General features: G+C 63.5%; 10 protein-coding genes. 1 reads left to right on the top strand and 9 read right to left on the bottom strand.

The genetic code is table 11. The features are described 5' to 3' along the window. Positions 1-271 precede the first annotated feature (271 nt). The 9 genes from ftsH to ybgC all read right to left on the bottom strand — a co-directional run bounded on the left by ftsH (position 272) and on the right by ybgC (position 10,253). A complete protein-coding gene (ftsH, locus tag NKH12_RS20720) occupies positions 272-2,200 on the bottom strand; it encodes an ATP-dependent zinc metalloprotease FtsH (protein WP_352954838.1) in 1,929 nt (642 codons plus the stop codon). Between the two features lie 123 nt (positions 2,201-2,323). Continuing rightward, positions 2,324-3,700 carry a tRNA lysidine(34) synthetase TilS gene (gene tilS / locus NKH12_RS20715; protein ID WP_352954837.1) on the bottom strand — a complete coding sequence of 459 codons (1,377 nt, stop codon included), beginning with the start codon at positions 3,698-3,700 and terminating at the stop codon, positions 2,324-2,326. A gap of 55 nt (positions 3,701-3,755) precedes the next feature. Then, on the bottom strand, positions 3,756-4,844 hold the full coding sequence (gene ybgF, locus NKH12_RS20710) for a tol-pal system protein YbgF (protein WP_352954836.1): 1,089 nt from the start codon (positions 4,842-4,844) through the stop codon (positions 3,756-3,758). 174 nt (positions 4,845-5,018) lie between these two features. After that, complete coding sequence (pal, locus tag NKH12_RS20705) at positions 5,019-5,525, bottom strand: peptidoglycan-associated lipoprotein Pal (RefSeq protein WP_352954835.1); 507 nt, start codon at positions 5,523-5,525, stop codon at positions 5,019-5,021. A gap of 279 nt (positions 5,526-5,804) precedes the next feature. Beyond that, the gene (tolB, locus tag NKH12_RS20700; protein ID WP_352954839.1) at positions 5,805-7,088 is read right to left on the bottom strand and encodes a Tol-Pal system beta propeller repeat protein TolB; all 1,284 of its coding nucleotides are present in this window, start codon (positions 7,086-7,088) and stop codon (positions 5,805-5,807) included. A 67-nt stretch (positions 7,089-7,155) separates the two neighbouring features. Then, positions 7,156-8,313, bottom strand: coding sequence for a cell envelope integrity protein TolA (tolA, locus tag NKH12_RS20695; protein WP_352954834.1), 1,158 nt, complete (start codon positions 8,311-8,313; stop codon positions 7,156-7,158). 7 nt (positions 8,314-8,320) lie between these two features. Continuing rightward, positions 8,321-8,779 carry a protein TolR gene (tolR, locus tag NKH12_RS20690; protein ID WP_352954833.1) on the bottom strand — a complete coding sequence of 153 codons (459 nt, stop codon included), beginning with the start codon at positions 8,777-8,779 and terminating at the stop codon, positions 8,321-8,323. Positions 8,780-8,788: 9 nt separating this feature from the next. Continuing rightward, the gene (gene tolQ / locus NKH12_RS20685) at positions 8,789-9,499 is read right to left on the bottom strand and encodes a protein TolQ (RefSeq protein WP_029348869.1); all 711 of its coding nucleotides are present in this window, start codon (positions 9,497-9,499) and stop codon (positions 8,789-8,791) included. A 280-nt stretch (positions 9,500-9,779) separates the two neighbouring features. Then, entirely contained in the window at positions 9,780-10,253 is a 474-nt protein-coding gene (gene ybgC / locus NKH12_RS20680; RefSeq protein WP_352954832.1) for a tol-pal system-associated acyl-CoA thioesterase, read from the bottom strand. A gap of 133 nt (positions 10,254-10,386) precedes the next feature. Here ybgC and NKH12_RS20675 point away from each other — a divergent pair, with 133 nt between their 5' ends. Beyond that, positions 10,387-11,637 (top strand): glycoside hydrolase family 5 protein, encoded by a 1,251-nt coding sequence (locus tag NKH12_RS20675; RefSeq protein WP_352954831.1) that lies wholly within the window; start codon positions 10,387-10,389, stop codon positions 11,635-11,637. Positions 11,638-11,642 lie beyond the last annotated feature (5 nt).

Below are 11,642 nucleotides of genomic sequence, written 5' to 3'. Positions count from 1 at the left end.
AAACCTCCTTCGTCTTTCCCGCCGAAATAGAATCGAGCTTCGCCCCAAAGCGCAACCGAGATGTGTGAATGCGATAGGTCACTATACGGGGAGAAGTGCCCGGCAGGGCGATGAGGGGCGGCGCCGACATCTTCGATTGATCGTCCCCAACGCGGTTGGAGAGCTATGCTGCGACCGACGGACTTTTCAGCCGACCGCGCAAGCCTCTGCAGGCCAAAACGCCGCGGTCAACACCGCGGCGTCTTTCGAAATCAATCTCCTGAGCCGGACCCTAGCTTGACGGCTGAGGCTCCATGCCGCCTTCGGGCTCCGGGCCCTTCTTGCGGCGGCTGCCGGACTTCGGCACGGCCGAGCCACGGCTCGGTGGCGTGTCGTCGCCGAGATCGCGGGCGGGCTTGTGGCCGGCGATCAGCTGCTTGATCTCCTCGCCGGACAGCGTCTCATACTCCAACAGCCCCTGCGCCAGCGCGATCCATTCCTTCTTCTTCTTGGTCAGGATGGATTTCGCCGTCGAATAGGCCTCGTCGATCAGCCGGCGCACTTCGGCGTCGATTATCTGGGCCGTCTCTTCCGAGACGTTCTGCGTGCGCGCCACCGAATGGCCGAGGAAGACCTCTTCCTGGTTATCGCCATAGGCGACATGGCCGAGCTTGTCGGAGAAGCCCCAGCGCGTGACCATGGCGCGCGCCAGCTTGGTCGCCTGCTCGATATCCGAGGAGGCGCCCGAGGTGATGTTCTCCTTGCCGAACTTGAACTCCTCGGCGACGCGGCCACCCATCATGATGGCGAGGCGCGAGATCATGTATTTGTAGCTCATCGAATAGCGATCGCCTTCCGGCAGCTGCATGACCATGCCAAGCGCCCGGCCACGCGGGATGATGGTCGCCTTGTGCAGCGGATCGGCCGACGGCACGTTCAGCGCCAGAATGGCGTGGCCGGCCTCGTGATAGGCGGTGAGTTCCTTCTCGGCCTGGGTCATGGCCGACGAGCGGCGCTCGGCGCCCATCATGATCTTGTCCTTGGCGTCCTCGAACTCGGCCATGGTGACAAGGCGCTTGTTACGGCGCGCCGCCATCAGGGCGGATTCATTGACCAGGTTCATCAGGTCGGCACCGGAAAAGCCCGGCGTGCCGCGTGCTATCACCTTGAGGTCGACATTGGGCGCCAGCGGCACGTTGCGCACATGCACCTTCAGGATCTTCTCGCGGCCGACGATGTCGGGGTTCGGCACCACCACCTGGCGGTCGAACCGGCCGGGCCTGAGCAGCGCCGGATCGAGTACGTCCGGCCGGTTGGTGGCGGCGATCAGAATGATGCTTTCGTTGGATTCGAAGCCGTCCATCTCGACCAGCAACTGGTTCAGCGTCTGCTCGCGTTCGTCGTTGCCGCCGCCGAGGCCGGCGCCGCGATGGCGGCCGACCGCGTCGATTTCGTCGATGAAGATGATGCAGGGCGCATTCTTCTTGGCCTGGTCGAACATGTCGCGGACGCGGCTGGCGCCGACACCGACGAACATCTCGACAAAGTCCGAGCCGGAAATGGTGAAGAACGGCACGTTGGCCTCACCGGCGACCGAACGGGCAAGCAGCGTCTTGCCGGTCCCGGGAGGACCGACGAGCAGCACGCCGCGCGGGATTTTGCCGCCGAGCCGCTGGAACTTCTGCGGATCACGCAGGAATTCGACGATCTCTTCCAGATCTTGCTTGGCTTCGTCGACGCCGGCGACGTCCTGGAAGGTGACGCGGCCATGCGCTTCGGTCAAAAGCTTGGCTTTTGATTTGCCGAAGCCCATGGCGCGGCCGGAGCCGGACTGCATCTGGCGCATGAAGAATATCCAGACGCCAAGGATGAGGATCATCGGCAGCCAGGAGATGAGATAGCCGAACAGCGAATTGGAACCGTCGGATTCGGGACGCGCGTTGATGGTGACGCTCTTGTCCTGGAGTCTCGAAACCAGCGACGGATCACCCGGCGAATAGGTCTGGAAGCCAGTAGAGGTGTCGGTATAGGTGCCAGAGATGCGGGCACCCGCTATGGTCACCGTCTTGACCCGGCCGGCCGCGACATCCTGCAGGAACTGCGAATAGGGGACATCGCTCGCTGCTCCGCGCGTCTGAGGCGTCTGGAACAGATTGAAGAGAGCGATGAGCAGGACCGCTATGATCGCCCAGAGCGCGAGATTGCGATAATTCGGATTCATCAATTGTCCCGTTGGTGTCCGCCGGCGGACACGCGTCGTGAGAGGAAACTTGGGTCTAACATAGGGATGGCGCCTTCCCTTGCCAAGCAGAACAGCATGTCGCGGTTAAGCTTTCGCCCACGATCAACCGGCAGTGTGGCCGCTAAAAGGCGCGGCAGGAAGAAGCGGCGCGCCGATCAGCGCGGCGACAGTTCCGGCCGGCGCCAAGTCGAAGGACGGCAGGAAGCGGGCAAAGGGCGCGACGACCGGGCATACCGCCATTCCCGGCAAGACTGGGCTGTCCTGCGCCGAACTAAGGCATTCGCCAAGAAGTTCGCTTGCACGCCACAGCACCGGCTCGGCCGCCAGGGCCGCGCGGACAAGGCTTGGCGGCGCGTCCTCTTCGGAAATTGCCTGTTTTGCGGCACGAGCCGCGCCGACCGGCGCGATCAAAAATGCACCTGGTTCGTCGCCCAATGTGATCCTCCGGCGGCCGTCCCAGAGGGCATTGTTCACGGCAGGAGCAGCGGGCGGCGGGTTGCGGGTTTCGCGACGCAGGAAGAGGCCGGTACGCCTTGCATCGACCACCGTCCGCGACAATGTGGCGCAAAACGGGGTGGCCCTCAGCCGATCGAGCAGCGCCTCGCTACGAACCTGGTCGGGCAGAAAGGCAACGCCGCCGACAGTCGCCAGCAGGATGCGCAGCGCGTAGACGGCCGCCGCCTCGTCGCCGGCCGTCGCGAAGCCCGGATCGAGACGGATAAGGCCGGCGGCGGGCCTGCTGGCAAAGCCGCGGATCAGCGTGGCCGCGCGATGGCCAAGCTGTTCGCGCTCCACCGCAGCCCGCGCGGCCAGCGCAACCGCGTCTTCCACGCGCTGGATACTATTGCGGTCGGCGAGCGCTGCGCGGATACGCGGCCTCTCGAAAGCCTCGTCTTCATTGGTCGGGTCTTCGGCCCAGCCGACATTCGCGCGCCGCAGGACTTCGCGCAGCGCCGCCCGTCGTGTGCCGAGAAGCGGCCGTGCGATCCAGATCCGCCAGTCGTAAAGGGTCGCGGGCGCCATGCCGGCGAGACCTCGCCCATCTTCGCGTGCCCTATCCTCGCGTGCTTGCCGCATCAGCACGGTCTCGGCCTGGTCGTCGGCAGTGTGGCCGGTCAGGATCAGGCCGATAGCTTCCGCCTGCGCTGCCTCGGACAGCAGCCGGTAGCGTGCCTCTCGCGCGGCAGCTGGCAGGCCGGTCGACGGCTTGCGCCCGGACCAGACCAGGGTGCGGTGGGCAATGCCGCGCCCGACGCAAAGCCTGGCCACGGCTTGCGCTTCCGCCGCCGAGCCCGGCCGCAGCCCGTGATCGATCGTCACAGCCAGCAATTTCGTTGCGGGCGCGGTACGGTCGAGGTGCTCTTTGAGGAGAAGGAGAAGGGCGGTCGAGTCGCTGCCGCCAGACACGGCCGCAACAGCGCCGTTGGTAAAGTCGATCTGCGAAAAAACCGAAGGGTCAGGCTCGGTTTCGAGCGTCAATGCATGTCGCCCAAAAGTAGGCCCGGTTTTGGGGCAACGACATGCAAGAGAAAAACTAGCACGCCGCGAGCGCCCTTTCCTGCTTGACGCGTTCCTTGAGCGTGCCGGAAACGTTGGGATAGCGCTTGCCGATCTCGCCGAAAGTGGCGCAGGCCACGTCGCGCTGATTCAATCCGACCAGCGACACGCCGAGCTTCAGCAGCATGTCGGGAGCCTTCTTGGCCTTCGGATAGTCCTTGCTGGCGGCGAGGAAAGTCTCGGCCGCGTCGCGGTATTTCTGCTGGCCGAGCAGCGACTCACCCAGCCAGTAATGCGCGTCCGCCGCCTTGGCGTCCTTGGGGAAGCGGGCGATGTGGTCGCGAAAACCCTGTTCGGCAGTGCTGTAGTCGCCCGACAGGATGAATTGGTAGGAGTTGCGATAAAGCTCCTCCGGGTCGTCGGTGGCGGGCAGCGCCGCGACCACCGTATCGTCGGACTTGCCGGCCTGCGTACCAGCGGCTTGGTCACCGGGGGCTTGGTCGCTGGTGGCAGGGGCGGTGTTCTGCGCCGGTGCATGTGCCTGGGTGTTGCCGTCGGCGTCGATCACATTGCCGTTCTTGTCGACGGTGATGGTGCCGAACGTCTTCGGCGGCGTGCCCGGGATCACAGTGCCGGGTTCGCCCGTCGGCGATTCGACGATGACCTCCCCGCTCTCACCGCCGGCGGGCGGTGAGCCCGCATCTGCCGGCGCGTGCGTCGCCGGAGCCTCGGCGACGCTGCTGTCGGTGTTGGTGGTGGCGTCGGACTTCTTCTGCTCGGCCGGTTGCTGCGCGCCTTGCGAACCGCCTTCCAGCTGCTGGAAACGGAACTCGTTGTCTTCCTGCTGCTTGCGGATCTGCTCCTGCATCTGCAGCACCTGGAAGTTGAGCTCCTCGATCTTGCCGTTCATTTGCCGGAGTTGTTCCTCCAGCGCGGTAGTGCCGGTGCCATCCTGTGCAAATTGAACCTGATCCGGTTTCTTTTTTTCACCGAAAATGCCGAGCGTCGGCAGGCGGAAGGAAAAACCGCTTTTTTCTGCACCTTGCTCATTGCCGATTGCCGGGACAGCGACGCTTGATACGAGCAGCAGCGCAAGCGTGCCGCTCAAGACCGATCTGAAATGCATGTGCCTCTCGCCGTGAAATTGTTAGCCTGTTGCGTGCCTCGGCTCTTAGCAGGACGGCAGGACTTCGGCCAAATTTTGTTTCAAGTCTCATATCCGGGCGCCGGACATGAAAAAGGCGGCCGCGGCCGCCTTTCGCACATATGTGTTGCATTTTTGCCGATCAGGAGTTGCCGATCAAGAACCGGCGCCGCCGAGCGTGGTGACGGCGCGGCGGTTCTGCGACCAGCAGGAGATGTCGTCGCAAACCGCGACCGGACGCTCCTTGCCGTAGGAAATGGTCTTCAGGCGCTGGGCGGAAACACCCCTGGCGACGAGGAAGTCGCGGGTGGCGGCGGCACGGCGGGCGCCGAGCGCCAGATTGTATTCGCGCGTGCCGCGCTCGTCGGCATGGCCTTCGATAACGATTGCGTACTGCCTATACTGGTTTAGCCACTGCGCCTGGCGCGAAAGCGTCGTCTGCGCATCGGCGCGGATCGAAGACGAATCCGTGTCGAAGAAGATGCGATCGCCGATGTTGACGGTGAAGTCCTGGGCCGATCCGGGCGTTGCCGCCCCGGCGCCGCTGAGACCGAGATCGGCGGCGCTGTTTGGGGTTTTCTTCGAGGCGCAACCGGCGATGGCGAGCAACGCCACCAGCGCGATCATCGCCGGGTTTCTGGTAAGTGCTGCGATACGGCCCATGCCGCCTCTCCTTCGCAATTCGAGTGATTTCGTTGATCGTCCAGTAACCACGTTTGGGTTAACCGGCGTTCAAGAAACACGGTTAAAATTTGGTTTCGGCTGCCGTCCGCAGCCGTTTTGCCAGGGGCCGCCCGAGGGGGGGGTCAACAATGTGCGCGGACCGTAGGCGGAAATGCGGCTAAAACGCGACCAAGCGGTGAAAGGAGTGAATTGAAGAGCTGAGGAATCCCGTTTTCTCCATCTCTTCAATTCTTCAATTCTTCAATTCTCCAATTCCTCTCACTCGAGCAGCGGCGACCAGGCCGGGTCCGACGCGAAATTCGCGGTCGGGATCGACTGTTCGTTGCGGCCGGTGAGATCGACCGAAACGAGTTTCGGCCCGCCTGCTGAATCGCGGAAGAACATCAGCACCCGGCCGTTGGGCGCCCAGGTCGGCCCCTCCTGCTGGAAGCCGGTTGAAAGGATGCGCTCGCCCGAACCGTCGACGCGCATGACGCCGATCTGGAATTCGCCGGCAGTCTGCTTGGTGAAGGCGATGAGATCGCCGCGCGGCGACCATACCGGCGTTGAATAGACGCCGTCGCCGAAGGAGATGCGGGTCTGGCCCGAACCGTCGGCGCCCATCACATAGATCTGCGCGCGGCCGCCGCGGTCGGAGGTGAACACCACCTTGCTGCCATCCGGCGAATAGGACGGCGAGGTGTCGATGGCCGTCGAATTGGTGAGCCTGGTCGTCGAGCGGCTTCTCAAATCCATGGCGAAGATGTTGGAATTGCCGTCGTCGCGCAGCAGGCTCATGATCACCTTTTGGCCGTCGGGCGAGAAGCGCGGCGCAAAGGTCATGCCGGGAAAGTCGCCGACCAGTTCGCGCTGCCCGGTCTCGATCTGCAGCAGATAGACCTTCGGCTGGCCGCTTTCATAGGACATGTAGGTGATTTCCTGCCGGTTCGGCGAGAAACGCGGGGTCAGCACGATCGACTTGCCGTTCGATAGGTAACGGACGTTGGCGCCGTCCTGGTCCATGATGGCGAGGCGCTTCTTGCGCGCGTTCTTTGCGCCCGATTCGTCGATGAAGACGACGCGCGTGTCGAAGTAGCCCTTCTCGCCGGTCAGCCGCTCATAGATGGCGTCCGCGATGATATGAGCGACACGCCTTGTATTGGCGTCGTTGGCGAAGAACTGCTCGCCCGACATCTGCTGGCCGGCAAAGGTGTCCCACAGCCTGTACTGGGCGCGGACGCGGCCGTCGGCCTCCTTGCTGACGCTACCGGTGACCAGCGCCTGGGCATTGATCACCTTCCAGTCCTCGAAGCGGGGCGTGGCATCCGGGTTCGAGATCTTTTCGATGAAGGCGCTCTTGTCGATCGGCGCGAACAGGCCGGAGCGTTTAAGATCTGCGCTGACGATGCCGGAAATCTCCGCGCCCAGCGCATCTCCGCCCTGGAAATCGGTGATGGCGATCGGCAGCGGCTCGACATTGCCTTTGTTGACGTTGAGTTCAACGAGCGCCCGCGCCGGCAAGGTGGCGGCGGCAGTCATGCTCAGCGCCAGCGCTACGATCATCAGGAGCGGCTTGAGGATGGATTTCATGTCTTCTCGCTTCTCTTCAATGATTCTACGGGCGCTAGGCCTATAGGCCCAGCATCTCCCTCGGATCGAAGGTGACCCGAACGTCGGCCCAGATGTCTTGTTTGCCTGCGGGGACCCGCAGTCCGGCCACATCGCATTTCTGAACCGCGCGCACGGCACTTTCGTCGAACGGGCGGTTTCCGCTCGACTGTTCGACGGATGGCCGTCCGTCCAGCTTGCCGGAGGCGTCCAGGTTGAACCGGACTACGACGACGAAATTCTCGGAACCCTCGAGCCCTACCGGCAGGGTCCAGCAACCACCAAGCTGAGCCTCCAACGCCCCCTGCTCCGACCTTGAAAGCTTCTGGCCCTGATCCTTGTCCCCGCCGAGCGATGCCTGCTGGGTCGAGCGCTTGGCGCCGCCGCCGGACGGCTTCCGCTTGTCGAGCAGCGCCGAAATCTCGTCGGCGTTGAACTGCTTGTCTTCCGATTTCGGCCTGGACGAGGCTTCCTTGACTGGTTTGTCGGCGTGCTTGCGCTCCGGCGCCTTGGCGCTTTCGGCCTGAGCCGGCTGCGGCTTCGGCCGCGCCTGCGGGGCGGGCGCCGAGTCCGGAAGCTGCGTCTCCTCGGGTGGCGGTTCCTTGGCAATCGCTTCGGCGACGGCGTCCGGCTTGACCTCAGGCTGCGGGTCGATGGCTGCGGTCTTGTCCTGCGGCGGCGTCGGCGCCGGTTCCTTGGCTGGTGTCGGCTTAGGTTCCGCCTGCTTGACCGGCTCGGGCTTGACCTCTTCCTTCGGCTGCGGCACCGGTGCGACCTCCGTCGCCGGAACAGGCTTGGGCTGCTCCTTCGGCTTCGGCACGTCCTCGGGCTTTGGCTTCTCTTTCGGCGTCGGCGCGGGCGGCGGCGCCTCAGCCTTATCGACTGGCTGGGGCTTGGGATCCGGCGTCGGCGGCTTGTCGGTATCGACGCTGTTGTCGCCGACCGTCTGGGCGTCGGCCACGATGTCCGGACGCTGCGTCGGCAGTGGCGCCGGCTTTTCGCTCACCGCAGCTTTCTTGTCGCCTTTCTGTATCTGCGCTGTCGCCTCCATCGGCACGATTTCGACCGCCAGCGACTCGGCATCGGACGCCGGCAATGCAGCCGGCGCCGACAGCGTGAACAGGCCGAAGCCGATCGCGACCGCATGCAAGATCACCGATGTGGTGAGGCCGGTCCTCATCTTGCGTCTATTGATCCTGTTCCTGCAGTGAAACCAGGCCGATATTCTTGTAGCCGGCGGCCGAGATGCGGGCCATCACCTTCATGGCCGTCCCGTAATCCGTCGCCTTGTCACCCCTGATGAAAATGCGCTCGTCGTAGCCCGTCTTGGAGATCGCCTGCAGCTTCGCCACCAGTTCCTCTATCGGGATCTCAGTTTCCTGCAGGTAAATCTGGCCGGCCGGGTTGATGGAGACGGTTATAGGCTGTGTATCGGCGTTCATCGCCTTGGCCTGTGTGTCCGGCAGGTCGATCGGCACGCCGACCGTCAGCAACGGCGCCGCGACCATGAAGATGATCAGCAGCACCAGCATCACGTCGACCATCGGCGTGACGTTGATTTCCGATATCATCGCGTGATGGCGGCCGCGCCGCCTGTGGCCGCGACCACCGCGTCCTCCGCCACCCGCGCCTACAGACATTCCCATGATTGTTCCTCAGGTCTTCTGCGCGACTTTTTCATCGATTTGGCGCGAGAGTATGGCGGAGAACTCGTCCGCGAACCCTTCCATGCGCACGGCGATCTTGCTCGCGTCCGACGACAGCTTGTTGTAGGCGATGACGGCGGGGATGGCCGCGAGCAGGCCTATTGCCGTGGCCAGCAGCGCTTCGGCAATGCCGGGTGCGACCACCGACAGGCTGGTATTCTTGGATGCGGCGATCGCCTGGAACGAGGTCATGATGCCGATCACGGTGCCGAACAGGCCGATGAAGGGCGCCGCCGAGCCGGTGGTGGCGAGAAAGCCAAGCCGTCCTTCCAGCTTTTCCATTTCGCGGGTCAGCGCCAGGTCCATCGCCTTGTCGATGCGGGTCTGCAGGCCAAGCGGCGATTTCGCGCCCTTCTCGAAGCTCTTCTTCCATTCGCGCATGGCGGCGACGAAGATGGCGCCCATGCCGGTCGTTTTGCGGTCGGCGAGCGTGCGGTAGAGTTCCTCCAGCGACTGCCCGGACCAGAACACCTGTTCGAAGCGATTGAGCGCGAGCCGCATGCGGCCATAGGCGACGAGCTTGTCGACGATGATCGCCCAGGTCCAGATCGAGGCGCAGAGCAGCCCGATCATGACCAGCTTGACCACCCAGCCGGCCTGCATGAACAGCGCCCAAATCGACAAATGCGCGCCCGGTTCGGCGAGTGCGATATTTTCCATGGTTACGTCCTTAAGAATTTTCCGGGCACGGCTGGCGGCTGGCCCATGGGCATCCCTTATGATCCGTTCGCGCAAAGCTGGCGGAATAACCCAAAAATGCACCGTTGGCGGCCTTTTCGGGGCAAATGTTGGTGAAAGGAAGGCGCTGGATTCCTCCAATCTTCACCACTCTCTTCATGAACCGTTATGGTTAAGGATCGGTTAGTAGGTACAGCGCGGCGCATTACCGCGCCTTGAGCGAGTCGCGTGGGACCGTCAGCGAATTATTGACGCCGGTAACCTACTGATTTGCCTTGGATATGAAGGCAGCGATCCATTCCTTAGGAAAACGCCTTGGCCGACCGTTCTCGCCGATGATCGCCGCCTCGACCCGCGCCTCGACCAGCACCTCGCCGCCGCGCTTCAGCTGCTGCGCCATGAAGATGCGGGCCCCCGAAATCTCCTCGGTGCGCGTCTCGATAGTCAAGATATCGTCCATACGGGCGGATCCGCGGAAGTTGATCTCCATGCGCCGTACCACCCAGACCATTCTTTCGCCATGCTTGCCCCCGGCGAGCTCGGTGTGATGGACGCCAGCAAGCCTGAGATAATCGGAACGGCCGCGCTCGAAAAATTCGAGATAGCGCGCGTGGTAGACGACGCCGGAGAAATCGGTGTCGGCATAATAGACCCGCGCCATCAGCCGGTGGCCGAATTCCGTCAGCGCGCCGGAAAGCCCGGCGCAGAGCGCAGCCGATTCACCATGATCGTCCATTGCGCTTTCCTTTTCGGGCCTGACCGGGCACCTGAAGCGCGACGCGCATTAGGTGGTTGTTTCCGTGCGTGTCGTTGTCCCAAAACCGCTACACAGTTTTGGGCGACACGCATTAGCTTGGCGCAAGAACCCGATGGCACTGTTGACGGCGATGATCAAGACCTTGATGGCGGCGCTGCTTGTGCTGGCCGCGCAGGTGCCGCCGGGCCAGGCGGCGAGCTTTTCGATGAAGCGGGGCCTCAATCTCGACCAATGGACGACCTGGCCGGGCGAGGAAGAATGGAGCGACCGGCAGGCGATAATGCCCTATCCGGAATGGCGCAAGTTCCTCAATGACGATGACCTCAAGGCGCTGAAGAGCGCTGGCTTCGATTTCCTGCGCATGCCGGTCGATCCGTCGCCGTTCCTGTCCGGCGAGACGCTGGCGTTGCGCGACGACCTCTATGCCAGCGTGCTGGACTCGGTGCGCATGATCAATCGCGCCGGACTGAAAGTGATCGTCGACATGCACCTGATCCCCAGCGGCAGCAACCGCAAGATCGGCATGGGCCAGGTGATGGACGACCCGCAGACCTTCGACGCCTATGTCGAAATGGTGCGCCGGATGGCGCGCACGCTGGCCGATGAGAATCCGCGCCAAGTCGCCTTCGAGGCGATGAACGAGCCGGTCGTCGACTGCGACGCCGACGGCACCAGCCTCTGGCCGGAGCGCCAGCGGAGACTGTTCGCGGCGGCGCGTTCGTCGGCCACGAAGCTCACCCTGATCCTGACCGGCGCCTGCTATTCCAATGCGGCATCGCTGGCAAAGATCGATCCGAAGGCGATCCCGGACGACAATATCATCTGGACCTTTCACACCTACGACCCGTTCCTGCTGACCCATCAGGGCGCGACCTGGGCCGGCGATTTCATCCCCTATGTGACCGGCCTGCCCTATCCGCTCAGCGCCGTCCCGCGCGCCCAGCTGGAGGCAGCGCTCGATACGATCCGCGCAAGGATCAAGGCCGAGGCGCCATGGACGCGGCAGAGCGGGCTGCTCGCCTATCTCGACGAGCAGGTCGCCGGGATGGACTCGGACGAGAAGCTACTCGGACTGATGGATGCGGCATTCACCAGGGTCGAGGCCTGGGCAAAGGCCAACGGCATCAAGCCAGAGAACATCACGCTGGGCGAATTCGGCATGATCCGCCAGGAATACGGCAATGCCTATGTGATGCCGGCCGAATACCGCGCCGCTTATGTCAGGGATATGATCGCGCGCGCAGAAGCCCATGGCTTCTCGTGGTCGGTATGGAGCTATGGCGGCGCCTTCGGCATCGTCGACGCCTTCGATGGCGAGAAGGCGGAGCCGGAGGTGATGGACGTGGTCAAGTCACTTCGTTGAAGCGG

Origin of the sequence: Mesorhizobium sp. M1322, assembly GCF_040318085.1 — a bacterium.
Taxonomy (GTDB): Bacteria; Pseudomonadota; Alphaproteobacteria; order Rhizobiales; family Rhizobiaceae; genus Mesorhizobium.
This window is presented reverse-complemented; position numbering and strand designations above follow the sequence as displayed.

Bases quoted from the DNA above. Each gene is read 5' to 3' on its own strand.
- tolR (WP_352954833.1), bottom strand. From the start codon at position 8,779: ATGGGAATGTCTGTAGGCGCGGGTGGCGGAGGACGCGGTGGTCGCGGC.
- tolA (WP_352954834.1), bottom strand. From the start codon at position 8,313: ATGAGGACCGGCCTCACCACATCGGTGATCTTGCATGCGGTCGCGATC.
- pal (WP_352954835.1), bottom strand. From the start codon at position 5,525: ATGGGCCGTATCGCAGCACTTACCAGAAACCCGGCGATGATCGCGCTG.
- tolB (WP_352954839.1), bottom strand. From the start codon at position 7,088: ATGATCGTAGCGCTGGCGCTGAGCATGACTGCCGCCGCCACCTTGCCG.
- ybgC (WP_352954832.1), bottom strand. From the start codon at position 10,253: ATGGACGATCATGGTGAATCGGCTGCGCTCTGCGCCGGGCTTTCCGGC.
- ftsH (WP_352954838.1), bottom strand. From the start codon at position 2,200: ATGAATCCGAATTATCGCAATCTCGCGCTCTGGGCGATCATAGCGGTC.
- tolQ (WP_029348869.1), bottom strand. From the start codon at position 9,499: ATGGAAAATATCGCACTCGCCGAACCGGGCGCGCATTTGTCGATTTGG.
- ybgF (WP_352954836.1), bottom strand. From the start codon at position 4,844: ATGCATTTCAGATCGGTCTTGAGCGGCACGCTTGCGCTGCTGCTCGTA.
- NKH12_RS20675 (WP_352954831.1), top strand. From the start codon at position 10,387: ATGGCACTGTTGACGGCGATGATCAAGACCTTGATGGCGGCGCTGCTT.